Source organism: Umezawaea beigongshangensis (genome assembly GCF_016464305.1).
Lineage (GTDB): Bacteria > Actinomycetota > Actinomycetes > Mycobacteriales > Pseudonocardiaceae > Umezawaea_A > Umezawaea_A beigongshangensis.
On record NZ_JAEIOJ010000004.1, the window covers coordinates 182,819 to 199,455 of the forward strand.

14 protein-coding genes are annotated in these 16,637 nt (G+C 74.5%); 2 read left to right on the forward strand and 12 right to left on the reverse strand.

From position 1 onward, the window contains the following. Position 1: 1 nt before the first annotated feature. The 12 genes from IMZ35_RS12510 to IMZ35_RS12565 all read right to left on the reverse strand — a co-directional run bounded on the left by IMZ35_RS12510 (position 2) and on the right by IMZ35_RS12565 (position 12,563). Complete coding sequence (locus IMZ35_RS12510) at positions 2 to 769, reverse strand: GNAT family N-acetyltransferase (protein WP_199441197.1); 768 nt, start codon at positions 767 to 769, stop codon at positions 2 to 4. Positions 770 to 794: 25 nt separating this feature from the next. Beyond that, positions 795 to 1,244 (reverse strand): hypothetical protein, encoded by a 450-nt coding sequence (locus tag IMZ35_RS12515; protein WP_199441198.1) that lies wholly within the window; start codon positions 1,242 to 1,244, stop codon positions 795 to 797. Then, positions 1,241 to 4,018, reverse strand: coding sequence for an FtsK/SpoIIIE domain-containing protein (locus IMZ35_RS31735; protein ID WP_199441199.1), 2,778 nt, complete (start codon positions 4,016 to 4,018; stop codon positions 1,241 to 1,243). The genes IMZ35_RS12515 and IMZ35_RS31735 overlap by 4 nt, the downstream gene beginning before the upstream one ends. A gap of 78 nt (positions 4,019 to 4,096) precedes the next feature. Further along, entirely contained in the window at positions 4,097 to 4,348 is a 252-nt protein-coding gene (locus tag IMZ35_RS12525) for a hypothetical protein (RefSeq protein ID WP_199441200.1), read from the reverse strand. A gap of 3 nt (positions 4,349 to 4,351) precedes the next feature. Next, on the reverse strand, positions 4,352 to 4,612 hold the full coding sequence (locus tag IMZ35_RS12530) for a hypothetical protein (protein WP_199441201.1): 261 nt from the start codon (positions 4,610 to 4,612) through the stop codon (positions 4,352 to 4,354). Between the two features lie 144 nt (positions 4,613 to 4,756). Continuing rightward, the gene (locus tag IMZ35_RS12535) at positions 4,757 to 5,584 is read right to left on the reverse strand and encodes a hypothetical protein (protein WP_199441202.1); all 828 of its coding nucleotides are present in this window, start codon (positions 5,582 to 5,584) and stop codon (positions 4,757 to 4,759) included. A gap of 138 nt (positions 5,585 to 5,722) precedes the next feature. Further along, positions 5,723 to 6,775, reverse strand: a complete 1,053-nt coding sequence (locus IMZ35_RS31740; RefSeq protein ID WP_199441203.1) for a gamma-glutamylcyclotransferase family protein — start codon at positions 6,773 to 6,775, stop codon at positions 5,723 to 5,725. A gap of 180 nt (positions 6,776 to 6,955) precedes the next feature. Then, positions 6,956 to 7,801, reverse strand: a complete 846-nt coding sequence (locus IMZ35_RS12545) for a PhzF family phenazine biosynthesis protein (RefSeq protein WP_199441204.1) — start codon at positions 7,799 to 7,801, stop codon at positions 6,956 to 6,958. After that, complete coding sequence (locus IMZ35_RS12550; protein WP_199441205.1) at positions 7,798 to 8,340, reverse strand: GNAT family N-acetyltransferase; 543 nt, start codon at positions 8,338 to 8,340, stop codon at positions 7,798 to 7,800. Before IMZ35_RS12550 ends, IMZ35_RS12545 begins: the two co-directional genes overlap by 4 nt. An 11-nt stretch (positions 8,341 to 8,351) precedes the next feature. Continuing rightward, positions 8,352 to 9,737 carry a hypothetical protein gene (locus IMZ35_RS12555; RefSeq protein WP_307867998.1) on the reverse strand — a complete coding sequence of 462 codons (1,386 nt, stop codon included), beginning with the start codon at positions 9,735 to 9,737 and terminating at the stop codon, positions 8,352 to 8,354. Continuing rightward, positions 9,734 to 11,533: a dynamin family protein gene (locus tag IMZ35_RS12560; RefSeq protein ID WP_307868000.1), complete on the reverse strand. Its 1,800-nt coding sequence runs from the start codon at positions 11,531 to 11,533 to the stop codon at positions 9,734 to 9,736. The genes IMZ35_RS12555 and IMZ35_RS12560 overlap by 4 nt, the downstream gene beginning before the upstream one ends. A 112-nt stretch (positions 11,534 to 11,645) precedes the next feature. Then, positions 11,646 to 12,563: an IniB N-terminal domain-containing protein gene (locus tag IMZ35_RS12565; RefSeq protein ID WP_199441206.1), complete on the reverse strand. Its 918-nt coding sequence runs from the start codon at positions 12,561 to 12,563 to the stop codon at positions 11,646 to 11,648. A 250-nt stretch (positions 12,564 to 12,813) separates the two neighbouring features. Between IMZ35_RS12565 and IMZ35_RS12570 the strand changes: the two genes are divergently transcribed. Then, on the forward strand, positions 12,814 to 14,088 hold the full coding sequence (locus IMZ35_RS12570; protein WP_199441207.1) for an Hsp70 family protein: 1,275 nt from the start codon (positions 12,814 to 12,816) through the stop codon (positions 14,086 to 14,088). Then, the gene (locus tag IMZ35_RS12575; RefSeq protein ID WP_229371738.1) at positions 14,085 to 16,508 is read left to right on the forward strand and encodes a helix-turn-helix domain-containing protein; all 2,424 of its coding nucleotides are present in this window, start codon (positions 14,085 to 14,087) and stop codon (positions 16,506 to 16,508) included. Before IMZ35_RS12570 ends, IMZ35_RS12575 begins: the two co-directional genes overlap by 4 nt. Positions 16,509 to 16,637 lie beyond the last annotated feature (129 nt).

Here is a 16,637-nt window from a genome sequence, read left to right on the forward strand (position 1 = left end):
CTCAGCCTGCCCGCCCGGCGGCCTCTTCACGCCCGAACGGCACAACGTCCGACAGGAGGACGGTCACATCCCGGTAGCGGAAGCCCAGCCGCGAGTAGAGCCGGATCGCCGTCGCGTTGTCGCCGTCCACCATCAGCGTCACCGCGCCGTGCTCGGCGAGCAGCGCGGAGACCACGAACGCGCAGACCAGGGAGGACAGCCCGCGCCCCCGGTGCCCGGGGTGCGTGGCGACACCGCCGACGAAGCCCGCGCCGGGGGCGGGCCACGCGTCGGCGGCCACCGCGACCGGCAGCCCGCCGTCGAACACCGCGGCCCAGCGCCGCGCGCCCACCTCGCGCGGCCACGTCCAGCTGCCGGGGTTCGCCACGCGCAGCAGGTCGGTCACCGCGTCCAGCTCGTCCTCGCGCACCCACCGCGCTCCGGCGCCCGGCTCCAGCGAGCCCGTCCGCTCCATCCACCCGAACACCGCGTGCTCGGCGAAGCCGGGCGCGTGCCGCCTAACCTCCTCGACCCGGTCGGCGGCCAGCAGGGTCTTCACGCCGGGCGCGCGGCCGTGCGCGTCGAGCAGGACCGCCACGTCCCGAGCCGGTCCGGCCAGCACGAGCCGGTCCCTGCGGTTCAGGTTCGGCGCGAGCACGCACGCGGCGTCGCCGTGCGCCCACGCGCGGCCGGCGCCGGGGAAGCCGGGCAGCAGCGCCTGAGCGGCCCAGCGCAGCAGGAGGTCGTCGCAGACCGCCGTCACGTCGGCGGGACCGGTCAGTTCGCGCACACCCGCATCATCGCGGACGCGCCGATCAGGGCTTGCGGCGCAGCAGGGTCCGCTTCTGCAACGAGTCCTCCAGCGTCTGGTACGCCGCGTCCATCGCGCTCACGTGCTCGTGCAGCGGCCGGCGCGGCACGGCGGTGTCCGGGGCCGGGCGCGGCTTGCCCCGCATCCACCGCTCCTCCCACAGCGCCTCGGTGACCTTCTCCCAGTGCAGCTCGACGCCGAGCCGCACCACCTTCTCCTCCTGGAGCACCCGCGCCATCCGCTCCTGCGACTCGATCAGCCGGCCGATCAGCTCGCGGGTCCGCTCGGCGTCGTGCCCGCGCATCCGGTCGTGCGCCTCGGCGGCCGTCGCCAGGATCTCCTTGTACCGCTCGACGGCGGTGAGCCGCGCCGCCCGCGGCGGCTCCTCGTGACCCCCGCGCCGCTGTACGGGGAGCAGCGGTCCGTGCTGCGTCTCGGTGACGTCTGCGTTCACGGCACGTCCTCTCCGGTGTCGAACGGGATGACCACCTGCGGCCGGGAGTGCTCGAACCGGTCGAAGAACAGTCCGCGCCGCGGCCGGGGCGACCACGCCATGACCTGCTCCGGCCCGAACGACAGCAGTTCCTTGCCCTGCACGTCGAAGGCGATCCACGCGCCGATGTCGTCGTACACGCCGGGCGGGAGGCTGTTCTTCAACCGCTGCACGCCGCGCCACCAGCCCAGCACGTGCGTCCGGTTCTCCGGGCCGTGCTTGAGCACCGTGCGCAGGGAGTCCACACCGGACACCCGCGTCGTCGCGTCCTTGTGCTCCAGCAGGCCCTGCGCGGCGTCCACCGCGTACAGCACCAGGTAGTGCGGAGTCGGGGGCGGCCCCTCGGCCGCCGAGGCGCCGTACCCGCGCAGCCGCGCCGCCTCGGCGTCCAGCAGCGCCCGGACGCCCTCGCCGCGCACGAGGTCCGCGGTGTGCCCGCACTCGGCGAGCTCGGCGCGCAGAGCCGTGGCGTACGGCAGCGCGTCGTCGGCCAGGCAGACGACGTCGAACCGCGCGGCGCCCGGCTCGTGCTGGCGCGACAGCGACCTCGCCGCGCTGCCCAGCACCGCCGCGGCGTCTGCGGCCTCCGAGCCGAGCACGGCGACGTTGCGGCCCGGCGTGCGGGCGAGCCGCACCCGCGCCGCGCTGCCCGCGACGTCGATGACCTGGCCCAGCAGCACCGCCGGGCTCGGATCACCCGGTCGCAGCGACTGGAAGTCCTCCTGCTTCTCCAGACCGGGCACCCTGCTGCCGTCGAACAGGCTCGGCGGGTCGTCCGGCCCCATCTCCCACAGGGTCCGCTGCAACGCGTCGAAGGTGCCGCGCTTCGTCGCGTCCGGCACGCGCGCGATCAGGTTGCCCGGCCGCACGCCCGACTCGTGGTTGATCACCGCGTGCCAGCGCGGCAGCTCCACGGCCGCGTCGTTGGCCGGTTCGGCCAGCACGCGCCGCGCCTTGGGCAGGGCGATGCGCAGCGTGAACTGCTCGAAGATCGCCGACTTGCCCCAGAAGCCCTCGATGCCGGCCACGTCCTGACTGGACAGCACGAGGTGGATGCCCTGCGACCGCCCGCGCCGCGCCACGTCCTCCAGCAGCTGCGTGGCCTGCGCCGTCACGTGGTCGCGCTCGCCGAACAGGTACTGGAACTCGTCGATCACCGCGACGATCCGCGGCCAGCGCCCGCCGGGGTCCTCCTCGCGCAGCTCCTCCAGCTTCGTGACCTCGTGCCGCTTGGCCGCGTCGGCGCGCCGCCGCATCTCCTCGGACAGGAACCGCAGCAGCGCCACGCCGAACTCGCGGTCGGTGTTGATGTTGACGCCGACCAGGCGGGCGTGCGGCAGCCACGTGGGGTCCTTGCGGCCCGGCGCGAACTGCGCGAACGACACGCCCTCCTTGAAGTCGAGCAGGTACAGCTCCAGCTCGTCGGGCGAGTAGCGCGCCGCGAGGCTGCCGAGCATCGTGTAGAGGAAGTTCGTCTTGCCCGAGCCGCTCGGTCCGCCGACCAGCGCGTGCGGCGAGGTGTCGCCGAGGTGGACGTGCACCGGCTCGCCGTCGGCGAAGCCCACCGGCGCGGCCACCCCCGCCGCCGAGCTGTCCGTCCAGACGTGGGCGCGCGCCGGCAGCAGGTCCGCGAACGTGCCGAACCGGGACCGCCGCTCCTCGCGCTTCTCCGCGATGGCCGCGCACGCCCTCGGCACCTCGGTGCGCGGCAGCGGCTCGTCCAGCCGCACGGTCGTCGTCCGGCCGGTCATCGTGCAGGTCGCCGTGCCGTCCGGGCGCAGCACCACCGTCTCCACCGGACTGTTCACCGTGATGGGCAGGTCCACGAGGAACAGCTGCACACCGGCGGCCAGGCCGTTGCGGGCGACCCGCTGGAGCTGCTGCTGGTGCTCCTCCTTCAACGCCTGGCGGTTGCCGAACAGCACCGCCACCCGCCACGGTTCGGAGCGCCGCGTCTGCTCGCTGACCGCGCGCACCGACGTGTGGCCCTCGACCAGCACGCTCGTGTGCACCCGGCGGATGTGGTCGGACAGCTCGTCGAGCAGCTCGTGCAGCCGCGCCGGGTCGTGCACGGTCAGCAGCCCGGCGCGGGTCAGCGGGTACAGGCCGGGCAGCGAGCCGGTCAGCTGGTTCACGTCCCAGACGTGCACGTGGACGAGACCGGGCTGGAAGTGGCTCAGGACGCGCAGCAGCAGTCCCTCCACGAGGGACTCGGCCTGCGCGCGGCTGTCGTACGTGGACGACACGTGCAGGTGCGCCTGGTCCAGCAGCGGGACGGCCACCGGGAACGGTTGCAGGGTCGGCGCGCTGTCCACCAGGCCGGTCCCGATGCGCCACAGCTCCGGGACGCCCTCGCTGCCGTCGGCGGTGCCGGGCGTGCCGAGCCACTCCTCCGGCGGGCGCGACGCCGAACCGGGCGCGACCTCGTCGACCAGGTCCGCCACCCGCTTCGCGCCGCTGCGGCTCCACTCGGCGAACGCCTGCTCCCGGTCGCGCAGCGCCGTCAGCACGCGGTCGCCGAACAGCGGGTTGCGCAGGGCGTTCGCCAGCAGCGGGTCGTCGAGGGCGCGGTCGACGCCCTCGCCGCGCAGCACGACCTCGAACATGTCGCGCGCGCGTTCCTCGGCCAGCTCGCGGTGCTCTCTCGTCACCGCGCCCAGCACCGCTGCGACGGCCGACCGGAACTCCTCGTAGGAGTCCTCGATCCGCCTGCGGCGATCGTCACGCCTGCTCACGGCGCACCTCGTGCTCGGCTGCGCGACCCGGCGGTGGTCGCATGATCAAATTACCAGTCGACGCGGCTCGGTTCGCATCTACAACTCTCCCGACAGGCGCTGTGCGGCTTCCAGACTCCTGACCATCAGCTCCAGCAGCTCCCCGAACCGTTCCCCGGCCCTGGTGAACTCGGGTGGCAGGAGCGACTCGTGGTGGTTGCTCCCGGCCTCTCCGAGGATCTCCACGGCCTCGTCCAGCGCCTGCTGCGCCTCGCGCACGCTGCGGTAGGAGTCCCGCATGTGCTCGCAGGCCAGTTCCAGCGCCGCCTTCACATCGGCGACAGAGGTCATGGTTCAGAGCCTGGAGTTGATGCCCTCGGCTCCGGAGATCCCGGAGGTCAGGTGCTGCTGGAGGTCGCCGACCCCGCTCACCACCTGTGCGAACTGCGCGTTGACCTGTTCCGCGTCGCCCTGGCCGCTGCCCTGCACCGCGTTGCTCAGCAGCGCCTGGGCGTCCTCCGCGAGATCGGCCGCCTGTTGCAGGGCCGCTGCGCTCTGCCCGGCCTTCTCGATGGCCTGTGCGATGGCAGCGCGGACCTCTTCGATGCTAGCCATGTCAGCTCCCCGACCTCACCCGTGCGGGCGTCCGCCCGCATCTCCGACGGTAGTGCCCACAATTATGATCATTTAAAAGATGGTCTAGACGAGTGGACCCTGGTCTCCACTCGTTGGGGTCTTGTGGCCCCGGCCGGTCGGGGGTCACTCGGGCAGCGTCCAGACCGATTCGACGGGGTGCTGCGCCACGAGTTCCATCCCCGTGATCCCGGCGTCCGGAACGGGGTCCGCTGACCAGCGCACACGTGCCTCGTCGTCGATCCACTCGACGTCGGACCACCCGGAGCGTCCCAGCGAGGACACGGCGTTCAGCAACGCCGTCGCGGGGGAGTCCGCCGTCGAGCCGAGGTCGAGGTGCACGCTGAGTGCACGCCCCTGCGGGGCCACCCGGGTGATGGTTCCCCGGCGGGCGACCCTGCTCGCTACTGCCCGCGCCTGCCACTCGGCCCCCGCGGAGCGGTCGGTCACCACGTCCACCCGCAGCAGGAGCCGAATCCGGGACGAGGTCGTCTGCTCGGGTGACGCCTGTTGGGCTTTTTCTGGCTCTGTGTTCGGTTCTGTTGCTTCTGGGCGCTTCCGGCGGCCGTACGGGTCTCCGCCCGCCCACGCCTCGACCAGCAGCCGCTCGGCGCCCGGCACCGCCCGCTCCAGCAGGTGCGGGTCGTCGAGCACCGTCCACGCGGTCGGCGGCTCGCAGGCCACCCTCGGCGTGGGGAAGTCCTCGCCCAGCAGCCGCACGAACGACCTCACCGCCCGCGCCAGCGCCGCGGCCACGTTGTGCGTCGCCCGCTCCCGGCTGGTCAGCGACACGGTGACCGACCAGCAGCCGGGCTCCTCGTCGGAGCAGTCGCCCGCTCGCACGACCCGACCGTCGACGCGCGCCACGAGCGGCGCGCAGGCGGTGCGCGCCTGCTGCTCGTCGACCGCCGCGACCACCACCGTGATCAGCAGTTCGAGGTCATCTGGCTCCATCGTGAAACGAATTGTTCCACTCCCCGCGCGTGGTCCTCGGTCAAGGCCACCTTTGCCGGGCGGGCCTCCGGCGCGGCGGCCCCGGCCACCACCCCGGCGCGGCGTGGCCGGCCCGGATCGCACCGCTCGGCACGGCCGTCAGCGGGTCCAGCCGTCGGCCAGCACGGGGAAGTCGCCCACCGCCGCGACCCACAGGTAGGTCCAGCAGACGGTGCCGTCCGGCAGCACCGCCCTGACCCGGCGGTACTCGTCGCCCTCGTAGTCGTCCAGCACGGGCAGCGCGTCCTCCGGCGAGGTCAGGCGCAGCACCCACCCCGGCACGCCCGGCCCGTCGCCCGGCCGCAGCGCCGGGTGGCCGTGGCCGGTGTCGAACAGCGTCCCCGGCACGCGGACGCGCTCCGGCTCGCCGTCGCAGAGGTGCTCCACCAGGTGCCAGGCGCTGCCGCCGGGTTGCAGCGTGCCGTAGACGAACAGCCGGTCCGGCCAGTCGTCGGCCGACGGCTCGCCGTGCACGGGCGTCACGTCGAGCCCGTCCGAGGTGGCCGGTCGGCCCACCAGGTGCCGCGCCCGGCGCTGGTCGACGTCGGCGCAGCGCACCGGCTTCCCGCGCACCAGCAGCGGCATCCGCTTGCTGCCCGCGCCGGTGTAGGCGAGGACGGAGTCGATCTCACCGCCGTGGTGCAGGCTCACCCGGCCGCTGTGCAGCCGGACCAGCCGGTAGCGCAGGCCGCGTCCCTCGCAGCGGTCCAGGACGCGGAGCTGCTCCGGTGTGGCGAACCAGACGGAGTGCTCCTCCACGACGCCGGGCAGCGCGGCGAGCGTGGCCGGGCGCTGGTCGTCGCGGGCGCGCAGACCGGCGGCCCACACGGCGGACAGGCCCTCGCAGCGGGCCCGCAGGAGAACCGCGGAGCCGGTGAGCCCGAGCTCCTCGCGCAGCCAGGTCAGCTTGGCGGGGTTGGCGTTCGACCCGTAGCCGAGGACCGGCATCCGTGCCGCGAGGGGGAGCTCGCCGCGGTCGGCGAGCCAGCGGTCCAGGTCGGTCCCGTCCGGTTCGACGCGCCAGCCGGAGTCGAGCGAGAGGTCGGGGACCAGTGGCCAGCCGGTGCCGTCGAGGTGCACGAAGCAGTGGTCCGGCCGGGTGCCCGGGTAGGGCTCCGCCGGATGACTGTCGTCCGTGAACGGCTGTGCCACCCGTCCATCATGACAACGGTTCACGAGCTGTGCGTAGAAGAAGTCCGGGTGAACACCCGGTGCCCCCGTCACTTCTGGACCAGCTCCCGGAAGTGTGCCCGCTGCCGTCCTCGCAGCTCAGGACCGGTGGACGCTCCTCGGCCGGACCACCTCCGCCGGGGCGGAGCGGGCGAAGGTGGTCTATCTGACACCGGGGGATCGGGGGAGGGGGACGGCCGCCCCGGTCACCACCACGCCGGGAGCCGACGCGGGGACGTCGACGGTCAGCAGGCTCGGCCGGCCCATGTCCTCGCCCTGGTGGACGAGCACCCGCGCCGGTGGGGTCAGCGCGCCGATCGAGCGCAGGTACGCGCCGAACGCCGCGGCCGCCGCGCCCGTCGCCGGGTCCTCCACGACGCCGCCGACCGGGAACGGGTCGCGCGCGTGGAACTCGCCGCCGGGACCGCGCCAGAACAGGTGCACGGTGGCCAGCTCGAAGGCGCGCATCAGGTCGCCCAGCTCGTCGAAGGCGTAGTCCAGCCGCGCCAGCCGCTCCCGGCTCGCCGCGCCCAGCACCAGGTGCCGCACGCCCGCGAACGCCACGTGCGGCGGGAAGGCCGGGTCCAGCTCGGCGGCGTCCCAGCGCAGCGCGGCCAGCGCCCGCTCCACCAGTTCCGGCGGCGCGGGCGAGGAGTGGGCCGCCACGCTGGTCAGGCTCGCCGTGCCGTTCGCGGTGTCCACCTCGACCAGCCCGGCCGGGGTGTGGAACGACAGCCGCCCGTCGCCGTCGCGCTCGGCCAGCGCCACGGCGGTCGCGATCGTCGCGTGGCCGCAGAACGCGACCTCGGCGAGCGGGCTGAAGTAGCGCACCGCGTGGTGCCGCGGCTCGTCCAGCGGGGTCGCGAAGGCGGTCTCCGAGTAGCCCACCTCCGCCGCGATCCGCAGCATGGCCGCGTCGTCCAGGCCGGCTGTGTCGAGCACGACGCCCGCGGGGTTGCCGCCGGCGGGATCGGTGGTGAAGGCCGAGTAGCGCAGAACTCCGGTCATGACCGCACTCTGCCCGCTCGCGGGTTCGCCGTCGCGTGCAGGTGCAGGAAGCGGTCCTGCTCGTCGCGGTACGACCGCAGGTGCGCGAGCCCGATCCGGGTGATGACCCGGCCGGACGCGGTGTTGCCGTCGATCCAGCGCGCCGCGACCACCGGCGCGCCCGTCCGGAACGCCTCGTCGCGCAGCGCCCGCGCGATCTCCGTGGCCAGACCGCGCCCCCACAGCGGCGGGTCGACCCACCAGCCGATCTCGACCGCTCCCGCAGGCAGGTCGGCGGTCGCGTCGCGCCGCACCGCCGACGCCACGCCGATCAGCTCGCCGGTGGCCGTCTCCTCCACGGCACGCCAGCCGAACCCGTGCCGCTCCCAGTGCTCCAGCGCGCCCTCGTGCCGCCGCCGCGCGTACTCGGCCGGCCACGGCAGGCCGTCGCGGACGTAGCGCGTCACCCGCTCGTCGCGCGACAGGCGCAGCAGGTGGTCCCGGTGTTCCGGAGCCCACCGCACCAGGGTCAGCCGTTCGGTCGACACCGCGTCCCGCATCGCGCAGCTCCTCAGCTCAGCCGGGTCAGCATTCCCTCGCAGCTGCGCACCACCACTCCGGCGGCGGCGCGCTGCGCGGTGTCCAGCACGGGGTTGACGGCCTGATCCTGCCAGCGGCGCAGCACGTCGGTCACCGCCAGACGCAGCGAGCGCTCGTCCGGCTCGAAGTCCATGCCCAGCCGCGCCACCGGGTCGGTGCCCTCGCCGCCGACGATCCGGACGGCCTCGGCCTCCAGGTCGCCGGGCAGCGTCGTCCGCCCGGTCTGCAACGCCGCCAGCAGCCGCAACTCCTTCAGGTCGTGCGCGCTGGCCAGCGCCCGCTCCAGGTCCGCGGTCAGCTTCCGCGCGCCCTGCCGGGGCTCCGCGCGCAGCACGAACTCCAGCGCGCGCCACACCGACAGCGCCTTGAGGACCTCGTGCCGCTCGGTGAAGTTCTGCCCGATGGCGTCGCGCAGCTCACCGAGCCCGCTGCGCTGCACGAGCTGGCCCACGAGCTTCGTGCGCGTGTCGAAGCCCTGCCGCACCAGCGTCGCGGTCAGCCGCACGCCGAAGATCCCGAACCGCTCCAGCAGCCCCTGCCGCACCTGCGGGGCGAGCGCCACCGGGAAGTCGTGGCCGACGAACCGGTCCGCCGACAGCAGGTGCTCCTCCAGATCGGTGCGCGGCAGCGCCGCGAGCGCCGCGACCGCGTCGAACTCCGCGTCCCGCAGCGTGCGCGCGGCCACGGCCAGCAGCCCGGCGACCGCGACGACGTTCTGGCACAGCGGCTGCACCTGCGGGTCGCGCCGGTAGCGCCGGGCGATCTGCTTGGCCGAGGACAGCGCGTCGATGCGCCCGCCGCCGATCTCGTCGGCGCGGGAGAGCACCACGACCGTGCTCACCGACGGCCGGTCGCCACCGGCCTGGAGGAACCGCAGGTCGGCGTCGTGCATGTGCCGCATCAGGTAGACCACGGCGTCGGCCTCGCCGAACACCAGCTCCGGCGACGCCCCGCCCGGCGTGTCCAGCAGCGACGTCTCGCGCAGCGACCGGGCGGGCCAGTCCACCAGCACGCGCTCGACCTGCTGCGACCGCCACGCGCCGGAGTCCACCCGCTGGCGGCCGTCGCGGCGCACGATCGGCACCTCCTGCGGCGGTGCGGGCGGCGCGATCACCACGGCGCGCGGGGCCGGACCGTCCCGGTAGGACACCAGGCCCTCCACCGGCGCGATCTCCTCGCCGATGAGGGAGTTGACGACGGTGGACTTCCCCGCCCCCGGCGCACCGGCGACGGCGACGCGCACCGGTTCGCCGAAGCGGGCGAGCTGCGCGCGCAGGAACGCCGTGGCCCGCGGGCTGTCCCGGTAGACGGCCAGCGCCTCGTTCAGCATCGCCCACGCGGCGGCGTGCGGGGTCACGCGCTCAGCTCCAGTCCGGGGCCGCCGAGCGCCTGCGCCCTCTTGTAGAGGGCGACCAGCGCGTCCAGGTCGCTCCGGATCTCGCGCGCCCTGCGCTCGCGCTCGGTCTGGTCGTCCTGCACGGCGCGCTTCGCGCTGCGGGCCGACTCCAGCAGCGTCTCCTGCAACTCCTCGGCGAGCGTCGTGAAGTGGTTGCGCAGGCTGCGCTGGACGTGCCGGGCGGCGTCGCGGCAGTCCTTGCTGAACTTCAGGAAGAAGTCGTCCACGTGCCGCTGCGCGGCGGCCCTCGCCGCGGCCTGGCGGCGCTTGAGCCTGGTGTCGCTCTCGTCCTTGATGGACTTGCCGCCGAACAGCGCGCCGGCGCCCAGCGAGATCACGTTGATCAGCGGCATCCCGGCGAGGCTGGTGACCAGGCCGAACATCAGCACACCGCCGTAGGACCCGCGCAGACCGGTGAACGCCTTCTGCGGCAGCGAGAAGCTCTCGATCCTCGGCCGGTCCAGCTTGTTCACCCGGTCCAGCACGTCGTCGGGGAAGATCTCCGGCGGCAGCAGGTCGTCGCGGTGCACCGGGAAGCTCCTGGCCACCTTCTCCGCGACCCACTCCGCCCGGTCGAGCAGCCAGGAGAAGTTCGTCGTGGCGGCCTCGGTGAGGTTGTCCTCCAGCCACTGCTCGAAGGCGTCCCAGCCGGTCGCCGGGTCGGCCTCCTCGAAGGTCCGGTCGACCTCGCGCAGGATCGTGCGGGTGCGGTCGCGCAGGTCGTACTCGATGTCGGACACCAGGTCGGCCATCTCGTCGGCCAGCACGGTCTGCCAGCGCGCGGAGCGGCGGCGCAGCTCGTCGATGCGGCGCTGCGCCTCGTGCAGCGCGCCGATGGTGTCCGCGGTGCGCCGGGAGTCCTGCGCGGACAGCTCCTCGCGCAGCGGCGCGACGAGCTGGGTGATCGCCGATCCGGCCGCGGCGGCCACGGTGCGCCGGGCGAGCCGGTCGGAGCCCGCCACCACGTCGCGCTGCAGGCAGGCGAGCAGGTCGGGGAAGCCGGACTCGGCGTTGAGGCCCTTGTCGCCGGACTTCGCCGCCCGCAGCCGCAGCGCGGAGGACACCGGGAAGAGCTGGGCGGAGATCCCGGCGCGGGCCAGCAGCGCGCGGTTGCGCTCCACGACCTGCCGCCACTGCGGCGAGATGTCGATCTTCGTGACGACGACCGTGACGTTCGGGCAGTTCTCCAGGACCTTGCGCAGCAGCTCCAGCTCGGTCGCGGTCAGCTCCGCGGTCGCGTCCGACACCATCAGCACCGCGTCGGCCTGCACCAGCACGGCGAACGTGCTCGCGGTGTGCGCGGGGCGCAGATCGCCCACGCCGGGGGTGTCGATCAGCACGAGGCCGGTGGTCAGCAGCGCGCGGGGAATGCCGATCTCGGCGCGCACCACCTCGTGACCGACCTGCTGCGCGACCTGGTCGATGGGCACGGGGACGCGCTCGGTCGGGCTGCTGGCGATGGCGCTGCGTCTCGACGCGCTGCGCACGAGCGCCGCCGACGGCGTCTCGGCGTGCCGCACGAACGTGGGAACCGTGGTGGTGATGTCGTCGCCGACCGCGCACACCGGGGCGTTGATCAGGGCGTTGACCAGCTGGCTCTTGCCCTGCTTCGCCTCGCCGATCACGAGCACCCGCACGGTGGGGTCGAGCTGTCTGGCCCGCTTCTCGCGCAGTCTCAGTTCCAGGTCGTGCCGGTTGTGCGTGACGCAGACCTTGATCGTCTCGTCCAAGACGTCGAGCCAAGGTGGAGCCATCATGCTGACGGAGTGTGCCGTGTTCACCCCTCTGGGTGAAAGAGGGCCGGTTCCTCCCCCGTCGGCGGAACCGGCCCTCTGCGCGGCTGAGCGTGGTCTCAGCAGGAGGAGGAACTCAGAACAGCAGGTCCGTCACGCCGTCGGTGACGTCGCAGACCACGGGCAGGTGGCCCCCGACGCCGTCGACGGTGGTGGTGACGTTGCTCACGACACCGGTCACGCCGGTGTCGTGCACGACGGTGGTCACGGTGGAGTCCACGGCACCGGCCAGCGCGACGCCGTTGTCGACGTCGAGCACGCCGCTGCCGGTGTGCAGGCCGGTGACGTCCAGGGCGTCGCCGAGCTGCAGACCGTTCGTGACACCGCCGCTGACGCCGACGGTGACGTCCGCGACGACGCCGGTCAGGGAGTCGACCGAGTCGAAGACGTCGCCGTGCACGCCGTCCAGGTCCGGCAGGAGCTCGCCGGTGGCGCCCGAGACGGTGTGCGACGCGGAGTCGACCGTGAGCTCCACGGTGCCGCCCGCGCCGTCCACGGTGGCGGTGGCACCCGTCACCGTGGCGTCGAGGGTGTCGGTGAGGTCGCCGACGACGGAGAAGTCACCCGCGAGGGTGAGGTCCGCGGAGAGCGCGCTCTCGCCGACGCCCCAGGCGGACACGCCGCCGAACGCCTCCAGGCCGGTGGCGTCGGCGGTCAGCGCGCCGGCGGCGGCGAGGTTGAGCTCCGACGTGGCGGGCAGGCCGCCGAGGGAGAGGTGCTGGGTCACCGCGTGCAGCTGGCTGATGGCGCCGGCCGCGCCGTCCTCGACGACGTCGAGGGGCAGGGTCTCCAGCAGACCGGCGTCCAGGGCGGGCAGACCGGCGGTGGGCGCGTAGTCGAGCACCAGGGGGATGACCTCCTGGACGTCGAGGGCGCTGATGTCGCTCAGGCCGGCGTCGGCGAGCGCGCCCTCCGCGTCGTTCTGGAACGCCCGCAGTGCCGTCGGGTCGCTCAGCAGGTCGAGGACGAAGTCGTGCAGCGTGTTCGAGGTCACGGGAGGTCTCCAAGAGCTGAAGTGCGGGACTGGCCGAGCCGGGCGGTGCTGCTCCGGCGATGACGATGACGCTAGGGGTGATCACCCGATAGCGGCATCGGGGATTACTCCGGGGCTACAGTCCGACCCTCAATAGGGTGTCTTTCGTTCACCCCCTAGGGGACTAGGGGTCGTGCTTGTCGCTCTCAGTGCGTCCGTGTAGTCCTGTGGCCCTGCTGCGGGCAGAGGAGTCCGGACGGGAGGAGGCGGTGTGCCGCACGTGGTCGGGGTGGACGTGGGCGGTGCCAGCACCGCCGCCGCGCTCTGCCGCCTGGGCGAGCCGTCGCGCGGCGCGGAACTTGTCCCGCTGGACGAGCGCGCCGGGGCCGTGGCCTCGGTCGTCCAGATCGCGGCGGACGGCACGTTCTTCGTCGGCGAGTCCGGCGCGGTCGACCCCCGGCTCGCCGCGCGCCACTTCCTGCGGCGGATCGGCGACGAGGTGCCGTTCCACCTCGGCGACGAGGTCTGCTCGGCCGAGGAGCTGACCTCGCTGATGATCCTCTGGGTGGTCGGCCAGGCCGCCACCCGCACCGGCGAGACCGCCCGGCACGTCGTCGTCACCCACCCCCTCGGCTGGGGGCCGCACCGCAAGAACCTGCTGCTGCGCTCCCTGCGCGAGGCGGGCGTCGGCAACGCGACCCTGCTCGCCGAGCCCCTCGCGGTCGCGGAGAACCACGCCGCCCGCGAGCGCGTCCCGGTCGGCGCGCTGCTCGGCGTGCACAGCCTCGGCGCGCACGCCTTCGGCGCGGCCGTCGTGCGCCGCACCCCGGCGCACACCTTCGAGCTCGTTACCGGGACCGAGGGCGCCGGTCAGCTCGCGGGCGCGGACTTCGACGACGCCCTGGTCGCGCACGTCCTGGGCCGCCAGGCGGGCGCGGTCGACCCGGACGACCCGCAGGACCGCGCCGACATGGCCAGGCTGCGGCACGCCTGCGCCGCGGCCAAGATCGCCCTGTCCACGGCCGCCGAGGTGACGATCCCCGCCCCGGCGGGCCAGGTGCGCATCACCCGCTCCGAGTTCGAGGAGCTGATCAGACCCGCCGTGGAGATGTCCGTCGCCGCGCTGCTGCGGGTCGCCGGCCGCACCCCCCTCGACGCCGTCGTCCTCGCGGGCGGCAGCGCGCGCGTGCCGCTCGTCGCCGACCTCGTGGAGGCCGCGCTGGACTGCCGCGTGCTGGTCGAGGCCGCGCCGGAGACGTCGGCCGTCAAGGGGGCCGCGCTCGCCGCTCGCCTCCTGCTGGAGGGGCCCGCGCCGGAGGCGGAGCCCGTCGAGACCTCGGTCCTCGCCCGCTCCGACGACGCGTCCCTGCGCTTCCCGGTCGGGGAACTGCGCGTGCGCGAGGACGAGCTGACCGCCCCACCGCCGCGGCCCCCGGTGGACATCACCCCGCTCGACCTGCCCGAACGCCGCTCGGTCCGACGCGCCGTGCGCGCGTTCGGCGGCGCGCGGCGCGGTGCGGGCACATCCGAGGAGGACGGCCGTTGACGCCGACCCGGCACGGCACCCCGACCCGCCCGCTCGCGCTGGACCAGCGCGGCAGACGCCTGCTCGACGCCGTGGCGGCCGATCCGCACGCGCCGCTGCACGTCGGCGTCGTCGCGCCCGGCGGGTACGGCAAGACCGCGCTGCTGCGCGAGATCGAGCACCTCCTGCGGCGGGCCGACGTGTCCGCGCACGTCGTGGACGACGCGCACCTGCTGGACGCACGGCGGCTGCGCGAGCTGCGCGCCGTCGCCGAGGACACCGGCGCGCGGATCGTCGTCGCCCACCGGCCGTGGCCGCGCAGCGCCGAGCTGGACGCGCTCGCCGAGACGCTGGGCCGCGCCGGTGAGCTGCTGGTCCCGGCGCGGCTGGACCGCGACCGGGTCCGGGCGCTGCTGCCGGCCTCCGCCGGTCGCGCGCACGTGGACCACGTGCTCGCCGAGACCGCCGGCGTGCCGCGCTTCGTGGAGCGGATGGCCGCCGCGCTCGGCCCGTCGCCCACCGGGGTCACCGCGGAGGCCCTGGCCGGGTTCCGCACCGACCTCGACTGGCTCGACGCCGACGTGCAGAGGTTCCTGCTGGCCGCGGAGGCCGGGGCCGCGCTGCGGCTGGACCTGCTGGCGGCGCTGCTCGGCCGGGGCCTCGACGAGGTCGGCGACGTGATCGAGGCCGCGCGGGCCACCGGACTGCTCGCCGAGGACGGCACCCTCGTGCCGATCGTGCGCCGCGCGGTGGCCGCTCACAGCAGGACCGACCGGCGGATCGCCGTGCGGTTGCGGCTGGCCGGGCTCCAGCTCGAACGCGGCGGCCCGGTGCTCGGCCTGGTGCGCCCGCTGCTCGGGACCGGCGTCGGAGGACCCGAGGTGGCCACGGCGTTCCGCGCCGCCGCGCGCGAGGCGCTGCCCACCGATCCCGCGCTGGCCACGAGGTTCCTGGCCGCGGCGGTGAGCGCGGGCACGCCCGCCGCGCAGGTCGCCGCGGAACGGGCGCTGGCCGCCGTCATGTCCGGCGACCTCGACTCCGGCCTGCGGCTGGCCGACGAGGTGCTCGCCCGGCCCGCGTCCGCCGACCGGGCCACCGCGGCCGACGTCGCCGCCGCCGCTCTCGCCCACCGCGGGCAGCTCGCCCGCAGCACCGAGCTGCACCGCTGGTCCGGCACGGCCGCGTCGTCGGCGTTCGCCACCGTCGGCCTCCTCGGCACCGGGCGGCCGAGCGAGCCCGTCGCGCACCCCGCGCAGCCGCCGACCCTGCTCGCCGGGGCCGCGTCGCTGATGGCGCAGGGGGTGCACGAGTCGGTGTCCGGCACGCCGACCGCCGCGCTGTCCACGCTCGTGCGGGCCTCCGGGCTGCTGGAACCCGCAGGGCGCGCGGTGCTGCTGCCCGACAGCCCCGCCGCGCTGGCGGCGCTGGTGGCGCTGCACTGCGGCGAGTCCGGCGTCGCGGAGTCCGTGCTCCAGCGCGCCGTCGCCACCGACACCGGCGGTGTGCTGATGGCGGCGCGGCACCGGCTGCTGCTGGCGTGGATCGCGATGGCCCGCGGTGACGTCCTGCTCGCGCGGGAACGCCTGGTGGAGCTGAAGAAGACCGGGCGGGCGCTGGAACCCCGCGACTGGATCTTCGCCATCGCGCTGGAGGTCGGCATCGCCCGCCGCGGCAGCGATCTCGCCGCCCTGCGCCGCACCTGGGAGCAGGCGTGCGAGGCCGTGCTGCGGCACCCGGTCGACCTGTTCACGCTCCTGCCGCTGGGCGAGTTCTCCGCCGCCGCGGCGCGGCTGCGCGACCAGCACCGCCTGCAACCGCACCTCGCGCAGGCCGAGGAACTGCTGCGGCGACTGGGAGATCCGCCCCTGTGGTCGACCGCGTTCCACTGGGGAGGGTTGCACGCGGCGATCATCGCCGAGCAGATCCCCGCCGCCGAGCAGCACGCCGAGGCGCTGGCCGCCGACCGCGGGCACAGCCGCTACTGCGCCGTCGTCTCCGCCGCGGCGGAGAGCTGGCTCGACGTCGTGGCCGGGAAGATCGACCCGGACCAGGTGGAGGAGGCGGCGCGCGGGCTGCACGCCGTGGGGCAGTGGTGGGACGGCGCGCGGCTGGCCGGGCAGGCCGCCATCCGGACGTCGGACCGGCAGGCGATGGTGCGCCTGCTCGACTGCGCGCGGCTGTTGCAGGGCAGGCCGGTCGGCGCGAAGAAGGCGGCGGAGACGCCCGCCGCCGTCGCGGACGCCTCGGCGGCGGCGAAGCTGAGCGAGCGCGAGCGGGAGGTCGCCGCGCTCGTCGTGGAGGGCCTGACCTACAAGCAGATCGGCGACCGGCTGTTCATCTCCGCGAAGACCGTGGAGCACCACGTGGCGCGGATGCGTCAGCGCCTCGGGTGCGGCAGCCGCAGCGAGCTGCTCGCGCAGCTCCGCCAGCTCGTGTCCTGACGCTCGTCCCGACCGGGGGCGCGATGCCCTCAATTCCACCCGTTCGGATTAAGGGGTGCTTCTCACCTGCGCCTATGGCCAACTAACCGTAGGAGTTACCTCGATCGGGTCTCATCTGGACTTTCGCGG

Excerpts from the sequence above, each read along its gene's own strand:
- IMZ35_RS12525 (WP_199441200.1), bottom strand. The coding sequence starts at position 4,348 with ATGACCTCTGTCGCCGATGTGAAGGCGGCGCTGGAACTGGCCTGCGAG.
- IMZ35_RS12530 (WP_199441201.1), bottom strand. The coding sequence starts at position 4,612 with ATGGCTAGCATCGAAGAGGTCCGCGCTGCCATCGCACAGGCCATCGAG.
- IMZ35_RS12535 (WP_199441202.1), bottom strand. The coding sequence starts at position 5,584 with ATGGAGCCAGATGACCTCGAACTGCTGATCACGGTGGTGGTCGCGGCG.
- IMZ35_RS12545 (WP_199441204.1), bottom strand. The coding sequence starts at position 7,801 with ATGACCGGAGTTCTGCGCTACTCGGCCTTCACCACCGATCCCGCCGGC.
- IMZ35_RS12550 (WP_199441205.1), bottom strand. The coding sequence starts at position 8,340 with ATGCGGGACGCGGTGTCGACCGAACGGCTGACCCTGGTGCGGTGGGCT.
- IMZ35_RS12560 (WP_307868000.1), bottom strand. The coding sequence starts at position 11,533 with ATGATGGCTCCACCTTGGCTCGACGTCTTGGACGAGACGATCAAGGTC.